Genomic DNA, 26,923 nt, shown 5'->3' with positions numbered 1-26,923 from the left:
AGGAGCCGCGCTGGATGGCGCGGCCCTCAGTGGTGGCTGATCTTTCAGCGCTGGTCCGGATCGCGGACGTGACGGTCAGTGCTGACGCACAGTCAGAGTGTTGTTCGAGCTGCTCTGGTTGTAGGCCACCGCGTTGTAGTTGCCGGTCTGGGTCACGGTGGCGGCGTTGCCGGTGCCGATCTGCTGACCGTTGATGGTGTTGTAGTTGCCGGTCTGGGTCAGGGTTGCCTGGTGGCCCGTGCCGGCCTGGAACGAGGTAACGGTGTTGTTGTTGCCCTTCTGCGTTACCAGCAGCATAGCGAGGTCACCGATCTGGTTGCTTGTCAGGCTGTTGTAGTCACCCGTTTGCGTCGCCGTCATGGTGCTTCCGGTTCCGCTTTGGGCGTTGCTCAGGAGGTTGTGGTTGCCGGCCTGCGAAGCCGAGGCGGTGTTGTTCGTGCCTGACTGCACGTTGAACAGCTGGTTATAGGAACCACTCTGCAGGGCCGCAGACTGGCTGTATTCGGGGTAGCCGTAGAAGCGGCTGTACGCGGTGCCTGGCCCGGTCAGGGAGTTACCGGTGCCATTCTGGTAGGAGGAGGCGTAGTTACCTGCGCCGGCCTGCTCCAGGAACGCCGTCTCACCCGAGCTGGCGGAGGCTTGGGTCATGTAGGCTTGACTACCGTTCCCGTCGTGCTGGAACACGCCGATGGTGCCGTTGGTGCCGGTTTGGCTGACGTTCAGGTAGTTGTTGTTTCCGTTGACCTGGAAGCCTGAAGCTAAGTTGCCGGTGCCGCTCTGGCTATTGTCGATACCGTTGCCTGAGCCACCAGCACCGTAGGCGTAAGTGCCCTGATTGAACCAAGCTTGGTTGCCCGATGCATACTGAGTAATGTTGATGAAGCTATCTATTTGATCAGATTGGCCAGCGTTGATGTAGTTGACATAATCGGAATTTTCGCCGTACTGCGTCAGGTTGATCGAGCTGTTGCTGGTGCCACGGCCCTGGAAACCGTCGGCCCTATTGTTGTTACCATTCTGCGTGATGATGATCGAGCCGTTGCCGACGCTTGCAAACTGCTGACCGTGGACATAATTGCCGTTGCCATTTTGCTTGATGGCAATCGAGCTACTGCTGACATTGAACTGTTGGTACCCCTCACCGTCATTGCCGTTGCCATTCTGGTTGATGCCGAGCGAGCTGTCGGTGGTGTCGTACTGATAGCCGTAGGCGTAGTTGCCGTTGCCGGTCTGGTTGACGCCCAGCGAGCTGCCGGTGGTGCCGTACTGGCTGCCATAGGCAGTGTTGCTGTTGCCGGTCTGGTTGATGGCGAGCTGGCTGCCGGTGGTGCCGGTCTGGTAGCCGGTGGCGTAGTTGCTGTCCCCGCCGCTCTGGCTGATGCTGAGCGAGCTGCTGTTTACGCTGCCGGACTGGGTAGCGTAGGCCGTATCGTTGTTGCCACTCTGGAACAGCGAGATGCTGCTACCGTTGTGCGCGTCCGTCTGCGAGCCTGAGGCCGTGTTGTTGTTGCCGCTCTGCGAGGTGTAGATCGAGCTGTAGCCGTCCACGCCGCTCTGGCTGAGCGTGGCCGTGTTGCCAACGCCCGACTGCGTGGCCGTCTCGTAGCCGTTCTGGGTGCCGGCCTGCGTGGCGGTCACCAGGTTCGGATTGCCGCCGCCGACCTGGGACTGCGTGACCGAGATGCTGCTGGAGGAGGTGGCCGCGTCCTGACCGGTCACCACCTGGTTGCCGGTGCCGTACTGGTAGATGCTCTGGCTGTTGTTGCTGCCCGACTGCTGCAGGTTGAACTCGTTGTTCGAGCCGCTCTGCACCAGGCCGATGCTGCCGCCGATCGAGCTCGCGTCCTGGGTGATCAGGTTGCTGCCCGTGCCCGCACCGTTCCGGCCGGCCAGACCTGCGCCGGAAGCCACGCCGTTGCTGGAGCCGATCTGCTGGACGTTGACCTGACCGGTCTGGCCGGCCTGGAGAACCTGGAGGGTGTTGGCATCGCCGCCGGTCTGGATGCCGTTGAGCTGATTGCCCGAGCCGGTCTGGTCGGCGCGCAGCTTGTTGTTCGAGCCCTCCTGCCGGAACGCGCCGTTGGAGCCGACCGCGTTGCCACCGGAGCCGGCCGTGGCCACGGCGGTGCCGGTGCCGTCGTCGTTCTGGTTGATCGTGATGCTGTTGCCGGAGCCGCCGGCCTGGCTGGTGTTGGCGCTGTTGTTGTCGGCGTAGGCGCTGGCCGCGAAGGCGCAGGCAGCCACGCCCATCGACAGCCCAAGCAGGTGCTTCTTCATCGAACTCATCGGGCAGACGTCCCCTCGGTGGTGGAGATTGGCAGGGCCACGCCGTCTGATGCGGCGCGTCAGGTCTCGCAGCGGGATACGAGTGAGGGCCGCACTGATCGGCGCGGCCTTCGTTCGTCATTCAGCGCTCGTCCGCTGAGGCTCAGCGCTGGCGCACGGTTAGAGTGCTGTTCGAGCCGCTCTGGTTATAGGCGACGGCGTTCTGAGTGCCGGTCTGGGTCACGGTAGCGGTGTTGCCGGTGCCGCCGCCCTGGTAGCCGACGATGGTGTTGTAGGAGCCCGTCTGCGTCAGGGTCGCGGTGTTGCTGCCGTCCTGGCTCGAGGTGATCGCGTTGCCGGTCCCGGACTGGTTGACCATCAGCATGGCCAGATCACCGCTCTGGGTGCTGGTCAGCCTGTTGTAGTCACCCGACTGGGTCGCGGTCATCTTGCCGTTGGTGCCGGTCTGGCCGTTGTTCAGGTAGTTGTAGCTGCCCACCTGCGACACGGACGCGGTGTTGTTCGAGCCCGTCTGAGTGTTGAACAGCTGGTTGCCCGTGCCACTCTGCAAAGCTGTGGATCTATAATGCGAGTAGTAGTAGTATCCATTCACCGAGCCCGGTCCGGTCAACTGGTTACCGTTGCCGTTCTGGTAGGAGGAGGCGAGGTTACCCGTGCCGGTCTGCTCCAGAAGCGCCTTCTCACCCGAGCTAGCGGAGGCTTGGGTCAGGTAGGCCTGGTTGCCATCACCGTCGTGCTGGTACACGGCGAGTGCGCCGTTGGTCCCGGACTGGCTGACGTTCAGGTAGTTGTTGTTGCCGTTGCTCTGGTAACCAAAGGCAAAATTGCCGGTGCCGCTCTGGGTGCCGTCGATGCCGTTGCCTGAGTTGGCGAAGTAACTATAATAATCTCCATCCTGACGGAAAACCGCTTGGTTGCCGGCCGAGTCCTGAGTGGCGTTGATAAAGCTGCCCGTCTGGCTGTACTGGTCAGCATACAGGTAATTGTAAGCGCCGGAGTTGTCGGCGTTCTGTGTTAGGTTGATCGAGCTCACACTTGTGGAAAGCCCTTGCATTCCACTGGCAATACTATAGTTGCCCGACTGAGAGATGTTTATCGAGCTGCTGTCGGCGCCGGCAAACTGCTGCCCATCGGCATGGTTGTAGTTTCCAGCTTGACTGATGCTGATTGAGCTACGATTGATATTAGAATATTGACCCGCATTAGCAAAGTTATAATTTCCGATTTGATTGGAGGCGATCGAGCTGGCATCGGCGCTGCTCTGGTACGTGCCTCCGTAGTTATTGTCACCAGTCTGGCTGATGCTGCTCGAACTGTTGCTGACGTTGCTGCCGTAAAAGGCGTTCTGCCCGCCACGGGCGGAGTTGCTGTTACCATTCTGACTGATGGAGAGCGAGCTGCCGGTCACGCCGCTCTGGTAACCGTCAGCGGAGTTGCTGTCGCCGCGCTGGCTGATGGTGAGCGAGCTGTTGCTGACGTTACCGTATTCGATGACTTGATACCCGGAGGCGGAGTTGCTGTTGCCGATCTGCTGGACGGTGACCTGGTCGATCTGACCGGCCTGGAGAACGTCGGCGGTATTGCCTGTGCCGCTCTGGCCGCCGTTGAGCTGGTTACCGGAGCCGGTCTGGTTGGCGATCAGCGCGTTGTTCGAGCCAGTCTGGGCGAAAGGGGTGCCGCTCGTGCCGACCGCGTTGCCGCCGGAGCCGGCCGTGGCCACGGCGGTGCCGGCGCCATCGTCGTTCTGGTTGATCGTGATGCTGTTGCCGGACCCGCCGGCCTGGCTGGTGTTGGCGCTGTTGTTGTCGGCGTAGGCGCTGGCCGCGAAGGCACAGGCGGCCACGCCCATCGACAGTCCAAGCAGGTGCTTCTTCACCGGGCTCATCGGGCGCAGTTCCCTTCGGTGGCGAGAATTGACAAGACGCACCGTCTCGTGCGGCGCGTCAGGTCTCGCTGTGAAACATCATCCCCAAGCAGACCTTAGCCATTGAGTAACCGTGACGGTTTCCTCTCGTCTAGCACGAAATCGCTGCTTAAGTGGTTTTACGCACAATTATAGCCAATCCGTAACAATATAGGTGGAAAATACGCCAATTGAGGTATGACGCAAAGCAGACAGTCCGATCTGAAATACAGAAAGTACAGCGTGGGTCTTGCAATTTGTCCCATCGCACACTGCCGACCGATATGGCGCTCGTTGGTCCGCGCAATCCGACAGAAAGCCGCGGGCGAATCTTAGCGGTTTGATAACCACTCTAGCTCGCGCTGGCCAGCGGCACAGGACCATTCCGTGAAGGCTTCGTAAATGTTGCGTCGGCACATATCTGGAACTAATTTCAGCTTCACGCATTTACCATCGCGATTTCTATTGCCCAGCTACGCGCTGCGACTGCAAGCAAACTAATTATTATACTCGATATACCAACACTGATCGACTTCACTGCTTTGCGCGTCGGCCGATCGAGCTGCCCGATCGTGAACATGCAATGTGTAGCCGGACGAGCGTCAGACGCATTCAGTACATCGTCTCGGCGCGAATTGCGTTCGGTACTCAAGCTTGGCTGCACCGCCGGAAGCTCTGCGGCAGGTTCCGACGAGGTACTGTGGATGTGGAGGGGGCTCCCTCAGGCTATGGCCGGCGGTTGACCAGCCCCTCGTCTTGATCCTCATATTCGTTAATCGCGCTGGTAAATCGGACTCCTGGCGCGTGTGAGGCCGCCCGGCCCGGACCCCGGTTGTGCACACGGCCGAGGGTGTTGCCCTTCGCGTCTCCAAGTCACAGCCGATGTCACAGCCGATCAGAGCCGAACCCGATCTCGCGCAGCTCGGCATTCTCCCGGGCAAGAGCGATGAGCAGCGGGGCACGTCATCGCTTATCCCTGCCGTTGTGCGTCCCGTGCCCGGCTGATGCCGACTGCGCGATTCTGGACGACCGGCGCGGCTCGGGCAAACTGCTGCCTCCGGGCAGCATTTCCCCGGCTCCGCTGGCGCCGCCGGCCGCAGAATTGAGGTTTACTCCCCTAGCCTAGGGTGTTTGATCCCGCGGTGTGGTGGTGCGGTTGACCACCATGCTGCGAGGGATTCGCTATGGGCCAAGTTCTTCACGGCAGCGCCGGCACGACTGGAGTTCACCGGTCCAAGCTAGTAAGGTATAAAATCACATCTTTCACTTGGCTCGGATCAAGCTGGAACTCTGGCATGCTCGGGGACCCGCCCGAATATCTTGGGCCAGCGCCTCGGCAAGGTCGATGACTAAATACCGCGTGTGCAGATCACGGAAGCGGTGCGCTTCTATCAGCGGCCTCTTCTTGGCGAGTTCTTAGGCGCACGTTTCCATGCGCAGTCCTCTGCGAATGGCTTGGCCGTAAAGCAGAGCTTGAATCCGCCTAACCGATACGGGGCAGATCAAGCCTCTCGGATAGCAAAGAAGGCCGAGCTGTGCTCAACCTCTCAGGAGCATCCATATTTTCGGCCGACCGGACCGACGCTGGCAATTGACAGTCTGTCCGATTGGGCGAAGCATGACCATGCTCAGGTCGCACCAATGCCGCGGCAGGTGCCGGGTGACTGTGAACGGTGATGGTCCGGCCGGAAGATCATGGGCTGTAACAAGTATTACGGGCATAGGGAGATGCCTATGGCAAGGATCCGCGCAACGCCGTTTGGTCGATGGGCGCTCACTTTTTGCGCCGCCTCAACGCTCTTGATCGTGACGGAGCCGGCGCGCGCCGACGAGACCTGCCAATCGCCCTACATGGCGAAGATCACCGGCATCGAGGATTTCGTCTACGTCTGGACACTTGGGGTTGATGGGCTCGGCGACGGTTCGGACAAGCTCGTCACAGTCGACGCGCGCGAGACCTCTCCCACCTTCGGCAAGCCGATCCATGCCGCGTCGGTCGGAGGGCGGCACGAGGCGCATCACGGTGGTTTCACCGACGACCGGCGCCAGTTCTGGGCCGCCGGCCTGTCGGACAGCAAGATTTTCATCTTCGACGTGGCGACCGAGCCGGCGAGGCCCCGGCTCGTCAAGGTGATCGACAACTTCGTCGAGCAAAGCGGCGGCGCGGCCGGCCCGCACGGCGCCTACGCGCTGCCCGGCCGCATGCTCATCCCGAGCCTATCGAACAGCCAGGGCACTGGCCGGGCGGCGCTCGTCGAGTACTCGAACGAGGGCGACTACGTCACGACGCATTGGCTGCCCACCGATGCTGAACCGAACGGCGCGCGGATCGAGGGCAGAGCGGACGGCTACGGCTACGACGCCCGCGTGCTGCCGCGCCGCAACGCGATGCTGACCTCGTCTTTCACAGGGTTCGAGAACTACATGCGCCCCCTCGGTGACCTTATGAAGGACAGCGAGGCGATGAAGCGGTTCGGGCAGACGATGGTGCTGTGGGACTTCCACGCCCGCCAGCCCCGCACCGTGCTGAGCGTGCCCGGCGCGCCGCTTGAGATCCGCTGGGCCTGGGGGCCGCAGCACAATTACGCCTTCACCTCGACCGCGCTCACCGCGAAGCTCTGGCTCGTGCGCGAAGACGATCGTGGCGCCTGGAGCGCCAAGCCCGTGGCCGATATCGGCGACCCGTCCACCCTGCCAGTGCCCGTCGACATCAGCCTCTCGGCCGACGACCGCACGCTGTTCGTCGACACCTTTATGGACGGCACCACCCGCGTCTTCGACGTCTCCGACGCCGACGCGCCGCGGCAGATCTACGAGAAGAAGATCGGCGCACAGCTCAACATGGTCTCGCAAAGCTGGGACGGCAAACGAATCTACTACACCAGCTCACTCCTGGCGAACTGGGACAAGGCCGGAGCGGAGAACGAGCAGTTCCTCAAGGCCTTTACCTGGAACGGCAAGGAGCTGGCGCCGCGCTTCGCCATCGACTTCACGGCCGAGCGGCTCGGGCGCCCGCACATGATGGCGTTCGGCGCGGCCTCACTCTACGCCCAGTGATGCCGATGCGATCCGCGGTGCTCCTCGGCCTCGCGGCGCTGGCCTTCAGCGCCGCTTCCCTCGCTCATGACGGCCACCCGCCGGCGCGGCCCGAGGCGCCCGCCATCTTTCCCATCCCACCGCCGGGGAGCTACCGCCTGCCTCCGATCAAGCCCGCGGTGGACGGCACCGTCCTTGACGAGACCGGCCATCGCCGGGACCTCCTGGGCGATGCGAGCGGCATCACCGTGCTGGCGCTGATCTACACGCGTTGCAACGATATCTGCCCGCTCGCCAGCGCCGACATGGCCCGGCTGCAGGATCTCGCCGCGAAGGATCCGGCCGTGGCGCGCCGGACGCGTCTGGTCAGCTTGAGCTTCGATCCCGAGCACGACACGCCGGAGGTGATGCGCAGCTTCGCCGCCGCGTGGCGCTCCGCCGATCCGGCTGCGCCCGCCTGGGCCTTCCTCACGGCTCCCGGCCGGGCCGAGCTCGCGCCGATCCTCGCGGCCTATGGGCAGCGCGTCGATACCGGTCCGGGCGGGGCGCTGAACCATGTCTTCCGCGCCTACCTGATCGATCCTCGGGGCCGCGTGCGCAACATCTACAGCCTCGACTTCTTCGAGCCCGCTCTGGTTCTCACCGATATCCGCACGCTGCTCCTCGAAGAATCCGGCTCCGGGCGCGTGCAGGGCCGCTGAGCGGGGGCGCCCAGGGCGAGAGGCGCGCAGGTCATGGTCAAGCTCGCGGCCGATCCTCGCCGCTCGCTCTTCGCGAAGTACTGCGTCGTCCTCTTCGCGGCGGTGGCGCTGCCCCTGTTCGCGAATGCCGGCCTGGAGGCCTGGTTCGGCTACCGCGATCGGCGCGACCAGTTGCACGCCCTGCTCGGCCTGGAGGCGCGCGACGCCGCCTTCCGCATCCAGGGCTTCATCGACACCATACGCGAGCAGCTCGGCTGGATGGTGCAGCTGCCCTGGACGCCGGCCGCGGAGGATCGCCAGCGGCTCGACGCCCTGCGCCTGCTGCGGCAGGTGCCGGCGATCGCGCAGCTCACCCTCGTCGACGGGGACGGCCGCGAGCGGCTGCAGGTCTCGCGCGTCAGCCTCAACCGCGCCGGGAGCGGCGCGGACCGTTCGAACGATCCTGCGGTGGCGGGCGCCCGGGCCGCCCGGGCCTGGTACGGGCCTGTGACCTACCACCGGGGCTCCGAACCCTTCATGACGATGGCGGTGGCGGGCAACCGCGCCTCCGTCGGCGTGGCGGTCGCGGAGATCAATCTCAAGCTGATCCGGGACGTGATCTCGGCGATCCGCGTGGGCGAGACGGGGCAGGCCTTCGTGCTCGACGGCCCAGGCCGGCTTATCGCGCATCCCGACATCAGCCTCGTGCTGCGTGGGGCCGACGACCCGGCGGCGCGTCCCCTCACGACCTTGGGCGAGGTCGTGCGCGCCGCCGGGGGCACCGCAACGGGCGTGGACGCCGCCGGCCGCAGCGTGGTCGCGGCGACGGCCGCCGTTCCCGGCGTCGACTGGACGGTGGTGGTGATGCAGCCGGCCGCGGAAGCGTTCGAGCCGATCGTGCGGGCGCTCCTGCGCACCGGCGCGCTGATCCTGCTCGGCATCCTCTTCGCCGCCTTCCTCGCCTACGGACTGGCGCGGCGCATGACCGGCCCGATCCGGTTGCTCGAACACGGCACGCAGCGGATCGGAGCAGGGGATTTCGCGCACCGTATCGCCATCGCCTCGGCGGACGAACTCGGCCGGCTCGCCGAACGGTTCAACGCGATGGCGGGCGAGCTCGCGCTGTCGCAGGAGCGGCAGGAGCGCATCGCACGGCTGCGGCGCTTCCTCGCCCCGCAGGTCGCTGAACTTGTCGATCGCTGCGGCGACGACGGCGTGCTCGACGGGCGGCGCGTCGATGTCGCGGTGATCTTCGGCGACCTGCGCGGCTTCACCGCCTTCTCGGCCGGCTCGCCGCCCGAGGTGGTGATCGAAGTTCTGAGCGAGTACTTCGCCGTCTTGGGCAGCGTGATCACGGCGCACGGCGCCACCCTGGTGACCTTCACGGGCGACGGGCTGATGGCCCTGGTGAACGCCCCCGTGCCCACCCCGGATCCCGGCCTGACCGCCGTGCGGCTCGCCATCGCGATGCAGGAGGCGGTCCGACCGCTCGCCCAGGCCTGGGACGCCAAGGGCTACGGCATCGGGTTCGGCGTCGGCGCCGCGATGGGACCCGCGACCGTCGGACGGATCGGCTGCGAGGGTCGCTCCGACTACACGGCGATCGGGCCGGTGGTGAACCTCGCCGCCCGCCTCTGTGCCGCTGCGACTGACGCGCAGATCCTGATCGACGCAGCACTGGCCGAGGCCGTGCGCGGGCGGTGCGCCGTCACGGCTCTCGGCGCGCAGCCGCTGAAGGGGCTTGCGGGACACGTGCCGATCTTCGGTGTCGCGCGCACGCCGTGAGACCGGCCCGGTTCACTCAAGGACCGTGTCGGCGGCGCTGAGGAGGGCGGGCGGGACGGTCACGCCGAGAGCGTTGGCGGCCTTGAGGTTCACGAACAGCTCGACCTTCGTGACGAGTTGCACCGGCAGGTCGGAGGGCCGCTCGCCCTTGAGGACCCGGCCGACATAGAGGCCGGCCAGTCGGTGCGTCTGCGTGAAATCGCCGCCATAGCTCATCAGGCCGCCCGCAAGGGGAAAGTCCCGCGTCTGCGTGATCGCCGGCAGGGTGTGGCGGAGCGCAAGGGTGGCCAGGAGCCGGCTGCGCAGGGCGAAGTAGGGGTCGGAGGTGAAGACGAGCCCACCGGGCCGCCGCGCGGCCGCGCCTTCGAAGATCGGCTCGAAATCCGCCTCGCTGCCGACTGGCGACGCCCGGAGTTGCACGCCCAGAGTCTCGGCGGCCTCGTGCAGGGATCGCACCTGCGAGGGCGCAGTCGGACTCGTCGGATTGAACGCCACCGCGAAGCTGGTGGCGCCCGGCACGGCCTCGTGAAGAAATTCAAGCCGCTTGCGCGACACCTCCACGCTCAGGCTCGACACGCCCGTGACCTTGCCGCGCGGGCGCGCCAGGTCCTGCACGATCCCGAGCGCGACAGGATCCCCACCCATCTCGAAGATGATCGGGATCGTCGCGGTGGCGGCCTTCGCGGCGAGCGCGACGGGCGCACCGCCGGGCGCGGCCAGGACCGCGATCCGGCGCTCGACCAAGTCCCGCGCGAGTTCGGGCAGCCGCTCGTAGCGCCCCTCGGCCCAGCGGAACGCGATCGCGACGTCGCGCCCCTCGACGAAGCCCGCCTCGGCCAGGCCTTCGCGGAAGGCGGCGAGTCGGCTGGCATAGGGCTCGGGCGATTCGAGGCCGAGATAACCGATGACAGGCAAGGCCGGCTTTGGCTGCGCGCTGGCCACGCGCGGGACGGTGACCGCTCCTGCGAGCCAGGCGAGCACATCCCGGCGTCTTGCCCGCGGGGCGAGGAGGCCTACCCTGTCGAACTGCCATCGCGTCGTCATCGCAGGGCATCCAGTCGACATAGGAACGGACATCTACCTAAACTTGCGCCAGTGCTCCAGCCAGACCGCGCCAGCTTTTGGCTGGGGGTGAAGGTGCAATGCGCGTGGGCGCTGATTGACCCGACATCCGTTCACGATAAGTTCTGCGCGATGGCCCCCGTCCACCGCCGCGTGACATACAAGCTCTATCCCGACGCCGCCCAGGCGGCGGCGCTGGAGCGCGCCTGCGATCTGCACCGGGCGCTGTACAATGCCGCGCTGGAGGAGCGGATCGCGGCGTGGCGCAAGGCCAAGCGCTCAATCTCGTTTGCCGACCAGTGCAAGTCCGTCACCGCGATCCGGCTCGACGACCCGGCCTATCGCGGGCTCAACGCCCAGTCGTTGCAGGTCACGCTCAGGCGCCTCGACCGGACGTTCCAGAACTTCTTCCGGCGCGTGAAGGCCGGGCAGATACCGGGCTTCCCCCGCTTCAAGGGCCGCGACCGCTTCCCCGGTTTCGGGTTCAAGCACCACGGCGATGGCTTCCGGTTCACGCCCGGCGCTGGGTGGCGGCACGGCGTGCTGCGCGTGTCGGGCATCGGCGCGATGGACGCGCGCGGCCTCGCTCGCACGCCCGGCGAAGTCATCGGCTGCGACGTGCAGCGCAAGGCGGACGGGTGGTGGCTCTCGCTCGTGGTCGCGTGCGAGCCGCACCGCGAGGCGGGGATCGGCGTGGTCGGGATCGACTGGGGCGTGGAGACCTACGCCACGACCTGCACCGGGCCGATGCAGTTCGGCGAAGTCGCGAACGCGCGGTTCGAGCAGGCGGAGCGGGACGGGCTGCGCGCGGTGCAACGCTCGTTGGCGCGGGCGCTGCGCGGCAGGCGCTCGCAGCGGGCGCTCAAGGCCAAGCGGCTGCTGGCCAAGCGCTCGCGCCGCCTCGCCAACCGGCGCAGGGACCGGACGCATCAGGTCACGGCGCAGCTCGTGCACAAGCACGCGATTATCGTCACGGAGGACCTCGCGATCCGCACCATGACCCGCTCCGCCCGCGGCACGGCGGAGGAGCCGGGCAGGCAGGTCCGTCAGAAGGCCGGTCTGAACCGGGCAATCCTTGATACCGCACCGGGTGGTTTTCTCTCAGCGCTGCACAGCAAAGCGGAAGAGGCTGGCGTGCAGTTGATTCTCGTGGATCCGCGCAAGCGCAAGCCTAGCCAGACGTGTCCCGTGTCGGGCGCAGTCCAGAAGAAAAGCTTGAGCGAGCGCACTCACACCTTGCCGGATGGGCGGGTCATCACCCGTGATCAGGCCAGCGCGTGGGTGCTGTGGAATATCGGTCAGGAACTGGCCGTGGGTGCGAGCCCAGAAACCTCATCGAGAGACGCGTAAGCGGCTTGCTTGGGGTCGTTCATTTCCGCGTCGCCGACAATGCGGCCGAACTGCCCCACCTGCGCGATGCCATCCTGCGGCCGATACCGAGCATCTGGGGCCACCGCGCCGGCAATCCTTCGATGAATTCGGCCGATGCCGCCTTTCTCCGCGACACCGTGCGGGCATTCCTTGCATCGCCCGAAGAGCGCGCGCCCTGATGGCCGGGACCGGCCCGAGTCACGCGTGTGGACCGGCACGCGATTGTGCACGCCGATTGCGAGCCGCAGCCGTGCGCGACAAGGCAGGTCGGTGTTGAACCCAACGACGTGACAAACAGGCATCCGAGCCGAGACGGTGCTTCGCCCGTCGCCCGTGCACGGCAGTCCTGCCATCGCGGGGAAAGCTGAACTGGGCGGCCGTGTTAGACTGTGAGTTGCGCCCTTCGCGGCGCGCGCGATGGCTCAGAGGACCTCATGGAATACAGGCAGTTCGGACGCTCCGGCCTCACCGTGCCGGTGCTCAGCTTCGGCACCGGCACCTTCGGCGGGACGAACGAGTTCTTCCAGCGCTGGGGACAGACGGATGTCGCCGAAGCGACCCGCATGATCGATCTCTGTCTCGATTCCGGCGTCAATTTCTTCGACACGGCCGACATCTACTCGGCTGGCGCCTCGGAGGAGATCCTGGGCCAAGCTCTCAAGGGAAAACGCGAGCGGGCTCTGATCTCCACCAAGGCCACCTTCCGATTCAATGACGACCTGAACCAGGTGGGCTCGTCGCGCTACCACCTGATCCGGGCCTGCGAGGCCAGCCTGAAGCGGCTCGGGACCGACCATATCGACATCTATTTCATGCACGGCTTCGACGCGCTCACGCCGGTGGACGAGACGCTGCGGGCGCTCGACGACCTCACGCGCTCAGGCAAGATCGGGTATATCGGCGCCTCCAACTTCTCGGGCTGGCAGTTGATGAAGGCGCTCGCCACCTCGGAGCGCTACGGCCTCGCCCGCTACGTGGCCTATCAGGGCTACTACTCGCTGATCGGCCGGCACTATGAGTGGGAGTTGATGCCCCTCGGCATCGATCAGGGGGTCGGCCTGATGGTGTGGAGCCCACTCGGCTGGGGCCGCCTCACGGGCAAGATCCGCCGGGGGCAGCCCAACCAGAGTGGCCGCATCGCTGCGGGGGGTGCCGAAGGCGGTCCGCCGGTCTCGGAGGCGTACCTGTTCGGCGTGGTGGATGTGCTCGACGCCGTGGCGGCCGAGACCGGCAAGACGGTGGCGCAGGTGGCGCTCAACTGGCTGCTGAGCCGGCCGACCGTGTGCAACATCGTGGTCGGCGCGCGCACGGAGGAGCAGCTGAATCAGAACCTCGGCGCGCTCGGCTGGAGCCTGACGGCCGAGCAGGTTGCCCGTCTCGACGCGGCAAGCCAGGAAACGCCGATCTATCCCTACTGGCACCAGAAGGGCTTCGACGAGCGCAACCCGAAGCCGACGGCCTGGTAGGGTCAGCCTTGATGGCACCGGCGCGCGAGGCGCATCGCTCTGACGGCTCGCGCGCCCAAAGCAACTGGGGCCGGCGAGCCCGCCGGGGGCGCGAATGGGGGCGTTCCGTGTTGGCCGCGGTGAGCGGCCGCGCACTCAGCAGGCTCCCCCGTGCCGCTTCAGGTGTCCGAGAGCGGCTCGGCCCAGGCTCGCGTTCGCCGCAAGCTTCGCCTGAGTAATCCCTGCGCCATCCGCACCTGAGCCGGTCTCACCCTGAAAAGATGCGGTTCCGCTACGCTTGACCGCTGCCACCCTCCCCTACCAAGCTCTCCTGAGCCAAGCACCGACAAGCCCCAATTCAAATCTGGTGCAAAGTCGGTGTCGTATTCGGCGAATAGGGAGGGGCGCCTGATGGTCGAGCAACCGCGCTGCATTGCCCTCGTGGGCCCGGCCCAGAGCGGCAAAACTCTTCTGCTTGAGGCGCTGCAGCGGCGGTGCCAGCCGGAAGAGGCACACTCCGACAACGGAAGCCGCTCGGCGCAGACGGCTGCATCCCGCACTCATGCGATGAGCATGGAGCTGAACCTCGCAACCCTGCACTACCGTGACGACACGTTCACCCTCATCGACTGTCCAGGGTCTCTGGAATTTGCACACGCAAGCCGCGCCGCCCTCGCAGCCTGCGACGTGGCCGTGGTCGTCTGCGAGGCTGACGAACGTAGATTGCCCGCTCTACAAGTGGTGCTGCGGGAACTTGAAGAGCAAGGCGTGCCGCGCCTGCTGTTCGTCAACAAGATCGACACGGCATCGCAGGGCCTGCGCGATACCCTCGCGGCGCTTCAGACTGTCTCCCGACTGCCGCTGCTCATGCGGCAAATTCCGATCTGGGAAGGCGGGGAGGCAACCGGTTTCATCGATCTCGCTCTTGAGCGAGCCTTCGTCTACCGCAACCATGCTCCGAGCACGATCATCGCGCTGCCCGATGGTGAGTTGCCGCGAGAAAAGGAGGGCCGCTTCACGCTTCTGGAGCGCCTTGCCGACCATGACGACGTCCTCATGGAGCAGCTTATCACTGACGCTGAGCCCGCACGCGACCGCGTCATGGCCGACCTCGCGCGCGAGCTTCGATCGGGCCAAGCAGTCTCGGTGCTGATCGGCTCAGCCCTGCGAGGCAACGGCCTCACCCGCTTGCTCAAAGCCCTCCGTCACGAATCGCCTCGCCTGGCCGAAACGCGGGCACGGCTCGGTCTGCCGGATGATGGTCCCGCCGTCGCCCAGGTTCTTCTCACACAGCATTCCGACTTCGGCGGCAAAGTCTCGATTGCCCGCGTCTTGAGCGGCACCTTCCATGAGGGGGATACCGTCGCGGGCGCGGATGGTGTGACGGCACGGATCGGGGGAATCCTCACAGGAGCGAATGCCCAAGCTGAGCGCGTCCCTGTCGCGACGGAGGGTACAACCGCCGCCTTCGCTCGGTTGGAGGGTATCGGCACCGGCTCCCGCTTCGCGTCGGATGCGGCGCTCGCCGCCGCCGCGCCGCCTTCGCCGCCGCCGGTCTTTGCTACGACGATATGGGTCCGGGACCGCAAGGACGACGTGCGTCTGACCGCCGCTTTGACCAAACTCGTCGAGGAAGATCCTTCGCTGAGCGTGCAGCGCCGTTCGGATCCCGATGAGGTCTGTCTCCTTGGTCAGGGCGAGATGCACCTCAGAGTCGCGACGGAGCGGCTTGCCAAACGCTTCGGCGTGAGCGTGGAACGCGCCCGTCCGAAGGTGGCCTACCGTGAGACGATCCGGAAGACGGCAGAAGGGCACGGGCGGCTCAAGAAGCAGACCGGCGGCCATGGCCAGTTCGCGGACGTGCGGCTGTCGGTCAGGCCCATTCCGCGCGGACAAGGCTTCGTGTTCGAGGATGCGGTCGTCGGCGGTGCGGTGCCGCGCAAATTCATCCCTTCTGTCGAAGCGGGCGCCCGCGCCTACATCCGCCGCGGGCCCCTGGGCTTCCCGGTCGAGGATATCGCGGTGTCCTTGATGGATGGGACCGCGCACGCGGTCGATTCTTCCGATGCCGCCTTTCAAGGCGCGACACGACTTGCCCTCGACGAGGCCCTTCCCGCGGCGGAGCCGGTGCTGCTCGAACCAGTGCTGATCGTAAACATCCTGACCCCCTCAACCGCGACCGCGAAGGTGACAGGCCTCGTCACGGGACGGCGCGGACAGATCGTGGGCTACGATGCCCGACCGGACTGGCCCGGCTGGGACGTGGTGGATGCCTTGATCCCGGAGGCGGAGACGTCGGACCTCATCGTGGAGCTACGCTCGCTGACCGCGGGTGTCGGCAGCTTCTGCGCGCGCTTCGGCCATATGGCCGAGCTGACCGGCCCTTCCGCGGAGGCCGTCTTGGCTGGACACTGAAGATTTAAGGGCCGAATACCAGGGTCGCTGATGAGCCATCCATCGGCATTCAAAAGCGTCCGCGGCCCTTAATCGACGGTCGAGCGTCGGCTTCGGCGCGCCGCGGCTCACGGTTCTGGCGGGTGGCCGATTTCGCAGCATGAGAGCACCTGCTCCCCTCTCAACCCGTTCCACCGTCTCTTCGCATGTCCGCTCCGGATGGTGAGCGGGCTTCTGCGTTGCGGCCGGCACCGGTCATTCAAGCCGGCAGCCTTGTCTGGTTTGCGTGCACCTCTAGCAGAGTGCCGTCCTTGGCAGGTGGCGGCCAGGCCGAGAACCCAGAACGTGGGCCTGGCCGCTGCATCTCAGTCGCAGACACGTCCTACGTCACCCCCACCAACGCGCATCAGACACGCCAGCGCGGAGGCTCCTCGTAGGTCAGGGACTGGACGATCTGGCGATAGGCGGCTTCCGGGAAGGCCTTCAGGGTCTGTGCGCGGATGTTGCCAAGCATCCCGAGCTGCAAGCTGAAGCGGGCCGCAACAGCATCGTCCGGGGCTTCATAGACTGCTATGATGTCGTAGGTTCCCAACGTCAGGAAGAAGTCTTTGAAGCTCCCGCCCATCTGCGCGAGCAGCCGCTTGGCCGCATCGAGGCGAGCGGGTGAGTCGGACGCCGCGCGTGCGCCCTGATCCGTCCAGTTGGCCAGCATGATGTAGGTGGTCATCGCATACCTCCGCGTTCGAGCGTGACCGGAGCGTTATTCTACAACAAGTTTCGCGCGTGCGGACTACGAGTCATTGTTCGGAGCCGGTCCGGGTTCAGTAGATCCCAAGCGCGTTGTAGCCATCGATCTGGTCTGGATAGGGATTAGCACCAGCCGGCGCCGTCAGAGTTCAGCCTGCCGAACAGGCCGCCGTGGCGCGCTGCCCGCATCTCGATATGGGCACCCCGGACGTTGAGCACGGGGGTATCCTCGGCAAGGGGGGCGAGGTCGAAGCGGCAAGGTGCCGAGCCAGGAAGCTTGCAGCGAAGGCGATGCGGGGATCAATACTCTGTCCTGCCGGACGTAGTTCGCCGATGTGAGAGGCGTTACGCGTCGCCTGAATGGCTCGGGGCATTGCGCAGCCAATGCATACAAATCATGATTATAACGATCTATCGAATCGATATGATCCCCATGCATATCATGCACCCACGCTGTCTCTTGTGCGTCAGGATCAGGAATGAGAGTGTAAACCCGTTCTCGATGGTACAGGCAGGCCGTCGCACCAGAAGAGTAGATACCATGAGCGCAAGCACACATGGCACAAAAACGCGAATAACACGTCGTGTTCTGGTGTAGGCCGATGTCACGCGATCCAGCGAATTGCACGGTCATGGCCTCAGGAGATCCCAAACCTGAATCCGTGCCGCGCCGCAGGCCAACTGGGGCCGCGCCCTACCCTTCAGGCCGGAGCTCCGTCCAAGACCGTAGTCCCGCGACGGTCCGCAAAATCAGCGCCGCCGCCCGTCTCCTCGGGCGCGGCATCCCATCCTGCCGGTTTCAACTGCGCAGATCGCCCAGGAGGCCAGCGAGTCGATTGGGGCGCTCTTCCGCTTCCTTCCCGACACGGAGACGCGGGTCCCCGCACTGCCCGCGGAGCGCTTCGAAGAAGCGCTTCAGCGCGAGATCGCACCCGTGGTTCTTACGGCAAACGGGCCGGCCTTGATCGCGCGCCTCGCGAACGCTGCCGCGGACCTGTTCGTCGCCTATCTGCGGTGAGGCCCGGACGGCTTCGCACCCGAGCATTGTGAGGAATGATCATGTCAGGCGACCGGATCGGACACGCAGCACTCCGCGCCAAGCAAACGAGCGCCGAGCATGCCGCCAGCCTCATTGCGCCTGGAAGCACCGTCGGTATGAGCGGGTTTACGGGATCCGGATATCCGAAGGCGGTGCCCCTCGCCCTCGCGCAGCGCATTCAGGCGGCACACCAAGCCGGCGACCCCTTCCGTGTCCGCGTCTGGACAGGCGCCTCGACAGGACCGGAGCTCGACGGCGCGCTCGCCGGTGCTGACGGGATCGAGTTTCGCCTGCCCTACAACTCCGATCCGGTCGCCCGCGAGAAGATCAATCGCGGCGAGATGGCCTATGCCGACATGCATCTGAGCCAAGTCGCCCCGATGGCTTGGCAGGGTTTCCTCGGGTCCCTCGACACGGCCGTTGTCGAGGTCTCGGGCATTCGGCCGGATGGTTCGCTCATCCCGTCTTCCTCGGTCGGTAACAACAAGACTTGGCTCGATCGAGCGCGTCAGGTGATCCTGGAGGTGAACCGCTGGCAGAGTACAGCCCTGGAGGGCATGCACGACATCTACTACGGCACCGCGCTTCCACCCCATCGGCTGCCGATCCCGCTCGTCCGCCCCGACGATCGCATCGGCGAGCCGACCTTCCGCTGCGATCCCGACAAGATCGTCGCCATCGTCGAGACAGAGGCGCCCGACCGCAATCTGGCCTTTGCGGTTCCGGACGCGGCGGCCTGCGGGATCGCAGGGCACCTGATGGAGTTCCTCCGCCACGAAGTGGCACGCGGCCGCTTGCCGTCCTCGCTACTCCCGATCCAGTCGGGTGTCGGCAATGTCGCGAACGCTGTTCTGTCCGGTCTGCTTCATGAGCCGTTCGAGGATATGACAGCCTACACCGAGGTCATCCAGGACGGCATGCTCGACCTCCTTGCGGCCGGCAAACTCAGAATGGCCTCGGCCACGGCTTTCTCGCTCAGTCCGGAGGCGGCGGCGCGGCTCAACGCGGACATGGCGCAGTTTCGCGACCGCATGATCCTTCGCCCCCAGGAGATCAGCAATCATCCTGAGCTGGTTCGACGTCTCGGCTGCATCGCGATGAACGGCCTGATTGAGGCGGATATCTATGGAAACGTGAATTCGACGCATGTCATGGGTTCGCGCATCCAGAACGGCATCGGCGGCTCAGGCGATTTTGCGCGAAACGCCTTCCTGTCGATTTTCATGACGCCCTCGACTGCGAAAGGCGGCCGGATCTCGGCCATCGTCCCGCAGGCATCTCATGTCGACCATATCGCCCAAGACGTGCAGGTGCTCGTGACAGAACAGGGCTTGGCGGATCTCAGGGGCCTGTCACCGACCGAGCGCGCAAAGGTCATCGTCGAGAACTGCGCACATCCTGACTACCGGGCCGCCCTGCAAGACTACCGCGATCGTGCGCAGCGGGGCTCCTACGGCGGGCATGCGCCGACGCTGCTCGGAGAGGCACTCTCCTGGCACCAGCACTTCGTCGAGACGGGATCGATGCTCCGCTAGTCCCTATCCGCAGGTTGACAGGTCGGATTAAGCGCCCGGAATGATTATAAGTCCGAGAGAATGCTGGGTCCTCACCTGAGCCTGTCATGCTTACTCCGTCGCCCATCGAGGCCTGGGCTGCACGTTGACATCCTCCTCGCCCTGAAGGGCGCGGATTCCTGCGGCTCACGCCGCAAGTTCCTGTTTCACTGGGGCCGCGCGCCGGGCAGAGCTCGGCGCGTCTGACGTCCCCTCCACAGGCCATCGCCGGGGGTCGGACCCGGCCCTGACCACGAGTCCCGCGGCCAGGATGTTCAGCGACGCGTTCGCGTCGCGGTCGTGCGTGACGCCGCAGGCGTCACAGGTCCACGTCCGTACGTGCAGCGCCCGCTTCCGACCGACCGTGCCGCAACACGAGCACGCCCGCGTGCTCGGGAAGAAGCGGTCGATCGTGACGAGGTCGCGCCCGTACCACGCGGCCTTGTACCGGAGCATCGCGAGGAGCGCACCCCAACCGGCGTCGTAGAGCGAGCGCGCGAGCCGCGTGCGGGCGAGCCCGCACAGGCTGAGCGTCTCGACGTGGATCGCTTGGTTCTCGCGAATCCACCGCGTCGAGAGCTTGTGGTGGTGATCACGCCGCGCGTCGGCGACGCGCGCGTGCAGGTGCGCCACCGCGCGCCGGGCCTTCTCCCGATTCGTGGATCCCTTTTTCTTCCGTGCGAGCGCCTTCTGCGCCCGGCGGAGTGCGTGTTGGCGCTGGCGCAGCCAGCGCGGGTTGGCGACCGACGCGCCGTCCGAGGAGACCGCGAGCGTCATCAGCCCGAGATCTACGCCGATCGCCGGCCGCAGCGGCTCAGGCGCGGGCGGCGGCTCGACCTCGATCCGGAACGCGACGTGCCAGCGTCCGGCCGCGTCGAGCGAGATCGTCACCGACGACGGCGCGCTCGGCAGAGCGCGCGACCAGCGGATCGCCAGCGGCTGCTTCATCAGCGCGAGCGTCAACTGACCGTCGCGCCAGCGGAACGCCGTCTTCATGAATGTCGCGGATTGCGGGTCGCGGCGTGACTTGAACCGAGGCTTCCGTCCGAGCCGCTGGAAGAACCGGGCGTAGCCGGATTCGAGATGCCGAAGGGCCTGCTGCACCGGCACGGAAGAGACTTCGGCTAGCCACGGCCACTCGGCCTTCCAGGCCGGCAGCCGACGGGACAGGATCTTGAACGGGATGCGTTCGCGACGCTCGCGCCACGCTATCTCGCGCTCATAGAGCGCGCGGTTGTACACGGCGCGCACGCACCCGAAGGTGCGCCGGAGCAGGTCCGCCTGCTCCGGCGTCGGGTCAAACCGGTACCGGTAGCCCGCCGCGAACGCCATCGGTGCAGCTTAGATGTTCGTGTTCTGTTCGGCAACGGCGCTGGTGCGCTTACATCCCCGGCCTAAACGCTGGGGCCTTTCGCGCACATCAGGTAATCTGGAACCCCGTGTCTCTCCCGTCCTCGTCGCCCCTCGCCAAGCTCCATAGCATCCTCGTCGACGTCGCCGAGGAGGGCCGCAGCGACGAGCTCGCGACGGCGCTCGGCTATGACCTCTCGATCCTTTCGCGCTCGCCGCGAGCATCCCGCTTGCCCAGGCGCACCTCTACTGAGGAGGTGCAGTCAAGCGGGCTGGATGTGCGGCGAGCACGGCGCAGTGTGAAAGAGACGCGTCGTTCAGAAGCACAAAATTTTGCGTCGCGCTCCGATATTTTGAGCCGACCACTTGACTCTGGAAACAAAATAGATCGTCCGTGTGTTCACTCCCATACAGGAGCGGCATATGGACGAGAACACAGCAACCCCACCGAATAATCACATCGGCCTGGCTGCCAATGTCGTGGCAGCTTACGTGGCCAACAACAGCATTCCGAGCACTGAGTTACCGGCCTTGATTTCCGGCGTTCACTCCGCCCTGGCCGGCCTCGGCCAGGGTGGCGCCTCTGAAGCACCGGCGGTCGCGAAACTCACACCGGCTCAGATCCGGAAGTCGATCACGCCAGATGCATTGATCAGCTTCATCGACGGCAAGCCTTATAAGACCCTAAAGCGCCATCTGAACCGACACGGCATGACGATCGAGGAATACCGGACGCACTATGGCCTGCCGCGGGACTATCCCTCGACGGCCGCCAGCTATTCGGCACAGCGCTCTGCGCTCGCCAAGAGCCTCGGCCTAGGCAATCAGCGGCGTAGTGCGCCTCCGAAGGCCGTAGAGATCGTCGAGACCATCGCCGAGGCTCCGAAGACCAGAGGCCGTAAGAAGGCTGCCGAACCCGCTGCGAAGCCCGCCAAGGCTCGCAAGCCGAGAAAGGCGATTCCAGCAGCTGCCGAGTGAGCTGATCGGCGTGAGAACGCGGAGGTCCGGACCTCCGCGTTGCGCAACTGGCGGCCTTCGTGGATTGCCGACCGGGCTAGGCTGCTCCGGTGATCCGCACGATGGCGCTACCGAGGCCGCCGTCTAGTCCGCGGGCAACCTCTAAGCAGAATCCGAGCAGCAACGCCGCGGCAGGACGCCCGAAAATGCGGCTCAGAGGGAAGAGGATAACATTTTCGTCTGCAGACTGCTCCTCAGGCAAAGGCAATTCCGGCGCCTCATCCTCGGCATTTCGCCCCTGAGAAAGCATCATAGCTATGTGTTGCTTCAGACGAGGCCGGTACCCACGACGTGAAATCCATGGTGGAAGCTTCTTAGCCCTGGACATCATGAGCCCTCCTCCGAACTGTTTACACATCGTGTCATTCCGATTGCTCGCGCGCGCCGACACGAGGAATGTGCCGAGCCGCATATCGGCGTGATCTGCTCCTTCACCATTGTCCAAACGAACGCGCATGCGCATAGCGGAATTTTTTATTCGAAAGTTTAGTTCCGTCCGACTGAATAACTTATGCTAGAATTTGTAACGCGCGTCAAAACATAGTATGTTGCAGACTGATAAAGCGGGCATCCGTAACTACTTAAGCTTGAGTATTAAGCATCAACCTATCGTCAGTTCTCAACTGGACCTGCCGGCAAAACGCGAACGGGATCCCCGCCGATTGCGCAGACCGATCGAAATAGATCACGGTATCTCTTACCAGGAGCGGTCTATGGAAGACGATCTTGATGCGAAGCATCCTAGCTCCGTGCGGTTGACGGTTCATGTCGTCGGCTCTTATGTGACGAACAACCACGTACAGCCTACTGAAATCCCTCGATTGCTGAACGCCGTGCATGCCGCTATACAAGCAGAGGCGCGGGGCTGCACTTCGTCGGCCGTGGCCCCACCTGCCGCGAAGCCTTCCAGAGCGGAGGTCAAACGCTCCGTCAGCCGTGATGCGCTGATCAGCTTCGAAGACGGGAAACGCTACAAGACCCTGAAGCGACATCTGGCGACGCGCGGACTGACGCCTGAGCGCTACCGCGAGAAGTGGGGTCTGCCGAAGGACTACCCGATGGTGGCACCGGACTACGCCGAGCGGAGGTCTGCCTTAGCAAAAGCCATGGGCCTCGGACGGCCGGCGCATCGTGTTTCTCACAGGGCTGCCCCGGTAATGCGTAAAGGGCCGAGGCGCGGTGGCCCCAAGAGGGCAGCCTGACGCCACTCAGCGCAGCGGCTGCCGATCTCGGGTTGCGGGTCGGCCGGGATGCAGGCCCCGTCGCGCCACCGCCTGCTCCGGCACCTTAAGCGAAGCCACCAGCGCCTGAAGGCGCGGGCCGAGCATTGAGGGGCACGAGCTCGGCCCGCCTGTCGTTCGGCTTCAGGTTCCCGAAGCCGTAGCGACGCCGCTGTATACCGCCGCGCTGCGGGCAGCCACTATCCGTAGTGGCCGCCAAGCCTGTAACCATCACATCTGTAACCATCACATCGCCTCACCGCCCCAGGCGGGTCGCCCGGCGGTCCCGTAGCCATACATCGAAAATGAGGGCCCCCGTGCCGGTTGCTTGCGCCCAGCTCCGTCGTCCGCGATAGCGGAGCCTCCGCTCCGAGGCCGACCTGAGCCGGCGGCGCGATGCACGGGAATTGACCTTGGCAGCGATGTGGGTGACAGCCCTGATCCGGGCGCTGACCTCGGGAACCGTGGTCGTGCTCGCCTCTGTGCTGGCGGAACTGCTCGGACCGGTTTGGGGCGCGCTCATCGTCAGCCTGCCGGTCTCTGCCGGGCCGGCCTACGTGTTCATGGCTTTGGAACACGATGCCGCCTTCGTCGCTGGCGCGGCCCTCAACGGCTTCGCGGCAAACGCGGCGACGGGCCTGTTCCTGATCGCATATGCGAAACGGGCAGCTGGTCGGGATCTGGCCCCGGCCCTCGGTCCCGCGATGCTGGCCTGGCTTGCGGCGGCCGTTCCAATAGCTGCCGTTTCATGGACGCCGCCGACGGCCTTGCTGCTCAATGCGGTCGTCTACGGTGCAGGCGCCCTGTTGACCCGGGAGGCGGTGCGAACAACTCTCGTCCGGAGCGCTGTCGTTGCGCGGCCGCGCCCGCTGGACCTCCTCGCTCGAGCGGCCGCCGTAGCCTTGTTCGTGGCTGCTGTCCTAGCGCTCAGCTCGGCCTTGGGGCCGGCGCGAACCGGGGTGGTGGCCGCTTATCCAGTCACCCTCACAAGCACCTTCGTCATCCTGCATCGCCGTATCGGCGGGGTCGCGATGGCACGATTGGCGAGCATCGCGATCCGTGGCGTGTTCGGGTTTGGCCTGACTTTGCTCACGCTCCATCTGATGGTCCGGCCCTTCGGTGCAGCTCCTGCCCTTGCGACAGCTCTCCTCGTCTCGTTGATCTACTCGGCCGGGCTTCTCGCCCTTCAGCCCCGTCCAAGTCCGCAAGGGCGAAGCATCATCACGCGTTAGAGCGGGTAGACCGTCAGCCAAGCTGAGCCCCCCGCCCCGTCGTTCGCGATACGTCCGAGTCAGGATGGATGGACGTCCGCTTCGGCATCTTCGCCCTCGGAAGCGGACTGTCGCAGATCAACCCGACACAGAACGCCGAGCGCATGGATCAGCGCTCCGCAAAAGGTCGAAAGCCGCGCGCCAGCTTCCGGTGATCGGAGCAGCGAATCGGACACGCGATGCGGATCGGCCAGCCGACTGGGCGTGGCCCTTCTCGGGCCTTCGGCAGGTCTGCGTGCAGGCCTTTGTGGGGGAAGCCCGGGTGTCATCCACCAAGCAAGATCTGAAATTTGAGTATGTGGTCTATCTTTGCGTCGTGCAAAAATCGGCCTGCCCGCAAGTCGTCATTTTGCGAGGGCGTGCAAGCGATGACCGATTTTCACAGGCATCGGCCTTCAGGCCGAGGTCGTCTCCGTGCTAGAACGGAAACGGAACGCCGATGCAGATCACGCTCAAACTTCGCCTGAGGGACAAGCATGGTCCCGGCCTGCGCAGGCAGGCGCGGGCGGTGAACGTCGTGTTCAATTTCTGCAACGAGACGCAGAAGAAGGCCGCGCAAGCCCGGCGCAAGTGGCTCTCCGTCTACGACCTGATGAAGCTCACGGCCGGCGCAGGCAAGGAACTCGATCTCCACGCCCACACAATCCAGCGAGTGTGCCGCGCCTACGACGAGGGGCGGAAGGCGCAGAAGAAGCCCTGGTTGCGCTGGCGCGGGCGCAAGTCCCTCGGCTGGGTGCCGTTCAACACCGGCCACGTCGTATTCGACGGCGAGGCCTTCGTCTTTCGTGGCGTGCGCTACGAAGCCATGCACCTGCGGGACGTACTGAGGCCGGGGATGCGGTTCGGCGCGGGCAGCTTCAACGCCGACGCCAAGGGCTGCTGGTACATCAATCTGCCCGTCGAGGTGAAGTGCCGCGATCCGCAGCCTGAGAACGCGGTCGGGATCGATCTTGGCCTGAAGACGCTCGCGACCCTCTCGACCGGCAGGAAGATCGAGATGCCGCGCTTCTACCGCGAGAGCGAGCAGGCGCTGGCCACGGCGCAGCAGGCGCGCAAGACGAAGCGGGCGCGGGCGATCCAGGCCAAGGCGCGCAACCGCCGCAGAGATTTCCTGCACAAGGCCAGCACGGCCCTGTGCGCGGAATACGGGACCATCGTCGTCGGCGATGTCAGCCCGTCGAAGTTGGCCAAGACCACGATGGCGACGTCGGTGTACGATGCCGGGTGGGCGGGCTTCCGGGAGCAGCTTCGGTACAAGTCCATGAGGAATGGCCGAAGGTATCTGGAAGTCTCGGAGGCCATGAGTTCGCAGACCTGTTCGACATGCGGATCGCGAGATGCGCCGTCGCGGCCGAGAGGTATCGCGGGTCTGGGTCAGAGGAGCTGGCGCTGCGACGAGTGCGGAACCCTGCACGACCGGGACCACAACGCCGCGCTCAACATCCTCCGTGTCGGTCTGGACACGCTGGCAGCAGGAGCCCCCGATGCAGGATGAGGCAAAGAAGCCCAGTCCTTCTGGGCGGGGAGCAGTCACCAATGTCCCGCCTTTGACGCTCCACGTTCCGGAGCCAGCTGTGCGCCCGGGCGGGGTCCCGGACTTTTCCAGCGTCAAGATTCCCAAGGCCGGGGCGGTGCCGCGTCCGGACGTCGAGACCGGTTCGGAAGCCATCCGGGATCTGGCATTCTCGATTATTCGCGTTCTGAATAGGGATGGCGAGGCCGTGGGACCGTGGTCCGGCTTGCTCAGCGACGATGAGCTCCGAGAGGGCCTACGGCATATGATGACCTTGCGCACCTTCGACGCGCGGATGCTGCTCAGCCAGAGGCAGGGAAAAACGTCCTTCTACATGCAGCATCTTGGCGAGGAGGCCATAAGCTGTGCCTTCCAGAAGGCACTCTCGCCCGGTGACATGAACTTCCCGACTTACCGGCAAGCCGGACTCCTGATCGCAAGCGGCTATCCGCTGGTAACCATGATGTGTCAGATCTACTCGAATGCAAGAGATCCGTTGAAGGGACGTCAGCTGCCCGTCCTGTATTCCGCGAAGACGCATGGGTTCTTTACGGTGTCGGGCAACCTTGCGACGCAATATGTGCAGGCTGTCGGCTGGGCGATGGCCTCCGCAATCAGGAGAGACACGAAGATTGCGGCGGCATGGATCGGGGACGGCTCGACCGCGGAATCGGACTTTCACGCCGCACTCGTCTTCGCGTCGACCTATAAGGCGCCGGTCGTGCTCAACATCGTCAACAATCAGTGGGCGATCTCGACCTTCCAGGGCATCGCCCGGGGTGGAGCAGGAACCTTCGCGGCGCGAGGCTTAGGGTTCGGCATCCCCGCACTCCGGGTGGACGGCAACGATTACCTTGCCGTCCACGCGGTGGCCCGATGGGCGATCGAGCGGGCTCGGCGCAATCTCGGGCCGACGCTCGTCGAGTATGTGACCTACCGGGTCGGGGCTCACTCGACCTCGGACGATCCTTCAGCCTACCGTCCTAAAACCGAATCCGACGCCTGGCCGCTCGGTGATCCGGTCATCCGGTTGAAGAACCACCTGATCCGGCGAGGCGTATGGTCCGAGGAGCGGCACACGCAGGCGAAAGCCGAGATCCTCGATACGGTGATCGCCGCGCAGAAGGAGGCGGAGAGCTTCGGGACGCTCCATTCCGGGCAGAGGCCGTCGGCACGGGAGATGTTCGAGGGCGTCTACGCCGAGATGCCGCCGCACTTGCTCCGGCAACGTCAGCAGGCCGGAGTGTAGGT

At 65.1% G+C, this 26,923-nt stretch carries 19 protein-coding genes; 14 read left to right on the top strand and 5 right to left on the bottom strand.

The genetic code is table 11. The annotated features are described in order from the left end of the window. Positions 1-75: 75 nt before the first annotated feature. Together ACYCO6_RS03475 and ACYCO6_RS03470 are read right to left on the bottom strand one after the other, a co-directional pair. Positions 76-2,277, bottom strand: coding sequence for a beta strand repeat-containing protein (locus tag ACYCO6_RS03475; protein WP_459769323.1), 2,202 nt, complete (start codon positions 2,275-2,277; stop codon positions 76-78). A 151-nt stretch (positions 2,278-2,428) separates the two neighbouring features. Next, positions 2,429-4,171 (bottom strand): beta strand repeat-containing protein, encoded by a 1,743-nt coding sequence (locus ACYCO6_RS03470; protein ID WP_459769321.1) that lies wholly within the window; start codon positions 4,169-4,171, stop codon positions 2,429-2,431. Between the two features lie 1,752 nt (positions 4,172-5,923). On the opposite strand from ACYCO6_RS03470, the gene mtoX reads away from it, so the two are divergent. The 3 genes from mtoX to ACYCO6_RS03455 are packed head-to-tail and all read left to right on the top strand — an operon-like array spanning position 5,924 to position 9,690. Continuing rightward, the gene (mtoX, locus tag ACYCO6_RS03465) at positions 5,924-7,246 is read left to right on the top strand and encodes a methanethiol oxidase (RefSeq protein ID WP_459769319.1); all 1,323 of its coding nucleotides are present in this window, start codon (positions 5,924-5,926) and stop codon (positions 7,244-7,246) included. Further along, complete coding sequence (locus ACYCO6_RS03460; RefSeq protein ID WP_459769317.1) at positions 7,246-7,926, top strand: SCO family protein; 681 nt, start codon at positions 7,246-7,248, stop codon at positions 7,924-7,926. Before mtoX ends, ACYCO6_RS03460 begins: the two co-directional genes overlap by 1 nt. Positions 7,927-7,959: 33 nt before the next feature. Then, positions 7,960-9,690 carry a cache domain-containing protein gene (locus ACYCO6_RS03455; RefSeq protein WP_459769315.1) on the top strand — a complete coding sequence of 577 codons (1,731 nt, stop codon included), beginning with the start codon at positions 7,960-7,962 and terminating at the stop codon, positions 9,688-9,690. Between the two features lie 12 nt (positions 9,691-9,702). Here the strand turns inward: ACYCO6_RS03455 and ACYCO6_RS03450 are convergent, their stop codons facing one another. Further along, on the bottom strand, positions 9,703-10,734 hold the full coding sequence (locus ACYCO6_RS03450; protein ID WP_459769314.1) for an ABC transporter substrate-binding protein: 1,032 nt from the start codon (positions 10,732-10,734) through the stop codon (positions 9,703-9,705). 150 nt (positions 10,735-10,884) lie between these two features. Here ACYCO6_RS03450 and ACYCO6_RS03445 point away from each other — a divergent pair, with 150 nt between their 5' ends. From ACYCO6_RS03445 to ACYCO6_RS03430, 4 genes are all read left to right on the top strand, one after another. Further along, positions 10,885-12,102 carry an RNA-guided endonuclease InsQ/TnpB family protein gene (locus ACYCO6_RS03445; protein ID WP_459769313.1) on the top strand — a complete coding sequence of 406 codons (1,218 nt, stop codon included), beginning with the start codon at positions 10,885-10,887 and terminating at the stop codon, positions 12,100-12,102. Positions 12,103-12,107: 5 nt separating this feature from the next. Continuing rightward, the gene (locus ACYCO6_RS03440; RefSeq protein ID WP_459769311.1) at positions 12,108-12,302 is read left to right on the top strand and encodes a hypothetical protein; all 195 of its coding nucleotides are present in this window, start codon (positions 12,108-12,110) and stop codon (positions 12,300-12,302) included. Between the two features lie 255 nt (positions 12,303-12,557). After that, on the top strand, positions 12,558-13,589 hold the full coding sequence (locus ACYCO6_RS03435) for an aldo/keto reductase (protein ID WP_459769310.1): 1,032 nt from the start codon (positions 12,558-12,560) through the stop codon (positions 13,587-13,589). Positions 13,590-13,979: 390 nt separating this feature from the next. Beyond that, positions 13,980-15,983: an elongation factor G gene (locus ACYCO6_RS03430; protein WP_459769308.1), complete on the top strand. Its 2,004-nt coding sequence runs from the start codon at positions 13,980-13,982 to the stop codon at positions 15,981-15,983. A 385-nt stretch (positions 15,984-16,368) separates the two neighbouring features. Here ACYCO6_RS03430 and ACYCO6_RS03425 read toward each other — a convergent pair whose 3' ends face one another. Next, on the bottom strand, positions 16,369-16,689 hold the full coding sequence (locus tag ACYCO6_RS03425) for a GYD domain-containing protein (protein WP_459769305.1): 321 nt from the start codon (positions 16,687-16,689) through the stop codon (positions 16,369-16,371). 1,079 nt (positions 16,690-17,768) lie between these two features. On the opposite strand from ACYCO6_RS03425, the gene ACYCO6_RS03420 reads away from it, so the two are divergent. Beyond that, positions 17,769-19,283, top strand: a complete 1,515-nt coding sequence (locus ACYCO6_RS03420) for an acetyl-CoA hydrolase/transferase family protein (RefSeq protein WP_459769303.1) — start codon at positions 17,769-17,771, stop codon at positions 19,281-19,283. A gap of 165 nt (positions 19,284-19,448) precedes the next feature. On the opposite strand, the gene ACYCO6_RS03415 is transcribed toward ACYCO6_RS03420, so the two are convergent. Further along, positions 19,449-20,633 carry an RNA-guided endonuclease InsQ/TnpB family protein gene (locus tag ACYCO6_RS03415; protein WP_459769301.1) on the bottom strand — a complete coding sequence of 395 codons (1,185 nt, stop codon included), beginning with the start codon at positions 20,631-20,633 and terminating at the stop codon, positions 19,449-19,451. A gap of 441 nt (positions 20,634-21,074) precedes the next feature. Here ACYCO6_RS03415 and ACYCO6_RS03410 point away from each other — a divergent pair, with 441 nt between their 5' ends. The 6 genes from ACYCO6_RS03410 (at position 21,075) to ACYCO6_RS03385 (ending at position 26,921) form a co-directional block, all read left to right on the top strand. After that, entirely contained in the window at positions 21,075-21,629 is a 555-nt protein-coding gene (locus tag ACYCO6_RS03410) for a Ros/MucR family transcriptional regulator (RefSeq protein WP_459769299.1), read from the top strand. A gap of 752 nt (positions 21,630-22,381) precedes the next feature. Next, positions 22,382-22,870, top strand: coding sequence for a Ros/MucR family transcriptional regulator (locus ACYCO6_RS03405; RefSeq protein ID WP_459769298.1), 489 nt, complete (start codon positions 22,382-22,384; stop codon positions 22,868-22,870). A gap of 440 nt (positions 22,871-23,310) precedes the next feature. Then, positions 23,311-24,120, top strand: coding sequence for a hypothetical protein (locus ACYCO6_RS03400; RefSeq protein ID WP_459773416.1), 810 nt, complete (start codon positions 23,311-23,313; stop codon positions 24,118-24,120). Positions 24,121-24,188: 68 nt separating this feature from the next. Then, positions 24,189-24,314 (top strand): hypothetical protein, encoded by a 126-nt coding sequence (locus tag ACYCO6_RS03395; protein ID WP_459769296.1) that lies wholly within the window; start codon positions 24,189-24,191, stop codon positions 24,312-24,314. A 284-nt stretch (positions 24,315-24,598) separates the two neighbouring features. Next, the gene (locus ACYCO6_RS03390) at positions 24,599-25,654 is read left to right on the top strand and encodes an RNA-guided endonuclease InsQ/TnpB family protein (protein ID WP_459769294.1); all 1,056 of its coding nucleotides are present in this window, start codon (positions 24,599-24,601) and stop codon (positions 25,652-25,654) included. Then, positions 25,644-26,921, top strand: coding sequence for a thiamine pyrophosphate-dependent enzyme (locus tag ACYCO6_RS03385; RefSeq protein WP_459769289.1), 1,278 nt, complete (start codon positions 25,644-25,646; stop codon positions 26,919-26,921). The genes ACYCO6_RS03390 and ACYCO6_RS03385 overlap by 11 nt, the downstream gene beginning before the upstream one ends. Positions 26,922-26,923 lie beyond the last annotated feature (2 nt).

The sequence above is a fragment of the Methylobacterium sp. CM6257 genome, assembly GCF_054611515.1.
This window is presented reverse-complemented; position numbering and strand designations above follow the sequence as displayed.

What these genes read in the sequence shown, in the direction of transcription:
- ACYCO6_RS03475 (WP_459769323.1), bottom strand. Translation starts at nt 2,277, where the DNA reads ATGAAGAAGCACCTGCTTGGGCTGTCGATGGGCGTGGCTGCCTGCGCC.
- ACYCO6_RS03470 (WP_459769321.1), bottom strand. Translation starts at nt 4,171, where the DNA reads ATGAGCCCGGTGAAGAAGCACCTGCTTGGACTGTCGATGGGCGTGGCC.
- mtoX (WP_459769319.1), top strand. Translation starts at nt 5,924, where the DNA reads ATGGCAAGGATCCGCGCAACGCCGTTTGGTCGATGGGCGCTCACTTTT.
- ACYCO6_RS03460 (WP_459769317.1), top strand. Translation starts at nt 7,246, where the DNA reads ATGCCGATGCGATCCGCGGTGCTCCTCGGCCTCGCGGCGCTGGCCTTC.
- ACYCO6_RS03455 (WP_459769315.1), top strand. Translation starts at nt 7,960, where the DNA reads ATGGTCAAGCTCGCGGCCGATCCTCGCCGCTCGCTCTTCGCGAAGTAC.
- ACYCO6_RS03450 (WP_459769314.1), bottom strand. Translation starts at nt 10,734, where the DNA reads ATGACGACGCGATGGCAGTTCGACAGGGTAGGCCTCCTCGCCCCGCGG.
- ACYCO6_RS03445 (WP_459769313.1), top strand. Translation starts at nt 10,885, where the DNA reads ATGGCCCCCGTCCACCGCCGCGTGACATACAAGCTCTATCCCGACGCC.
- ACYCO6_RS03435 (WP_459769310.1), top strand. Translation starts at nt 12,558, where the DNA reads ATGGAATACAGGCAGTTCGGACGCTCCGGCCTCACCGTGCCGGTGCTC.
- ACYCO6_RS03430 (WP_459769308.1), top strand. Translation starts at nt 13,980, where the DNA reads ATGGTCGAGCAACCGCGCTGCATTGCCCTCGTGGGCCCGGCCCAGAGC.
- ACYCO6_RS03425 (WP_459769305.1), bottom strand. Translation starts at nt 16,689, where the DNA reads ATGACCACCTACATCATGCTGGCCAACTGGACGGATCAGGGCGCACGC.
- ACYCO6_RS03420 (WP_459769303.1), top strand. Translation starts at nt 17,769, where the DNA reads ATGTCAGGCGACCGGATCGGACACGCAGCACTCCGCGCCAAGCAAACG.
- ACYCO6_RS03415 (WP_459769301.1), bottom strand. Translation starts at nt 20,633, where the DNA reads ATGGCGTTCGCGGCGGGCTACCGGTACCGGTTTGACCCGACGCCGGAG.
- ACYCO6_RS03410 (WP_459769299.1), top strand. Translation starts at nt 21,075, where the DNA reads ATGGACGAGAACACAGCAACCCCACCGAATAATCACATCGGCCTGGCT.
- ACYCO6_RS03405 (WP_459769298.1), top strand. Translation starts at nt 22,382, where the DNA reads ATGGAAGACGATCTTGATGCGAAGCATCCTAGCTCCGTGCGGTTGACG.
- ACYCO6_RS03400 (WP_459773416.1), top strand. Translation starts at nt 23,311, where the DNA reads ATGTGGGTGACAGCCCTGATCCGGGCGCTGACCTCGGGAACCGTGGTC.
- ACYCO6_RS03395 (WP_459769296.1), top strand. Translation starts at nt 24,189, where the DNA reads ATGGACGTCCGCTTCGGCATCTTCGCCCTCGGAAGCGGACTGTCGCAG.
- ACYCO6_RS03390 (WP_459769294.1), top strand. Translation starts at nt 24,599, where the DNA reads ATGCAGATCACGCTCAAACTTCGCCTGAGGGACAAGCATGGTCCCGGC.
- ACYCO6_RS03385 (WP_459769289.1), top strand. Translation starts at nt 25,644, where the DNA reads ATGCAGGATGAGGCAAAGAAGCCCAGTCCTTCTGGGCGGGGAGCAGTC.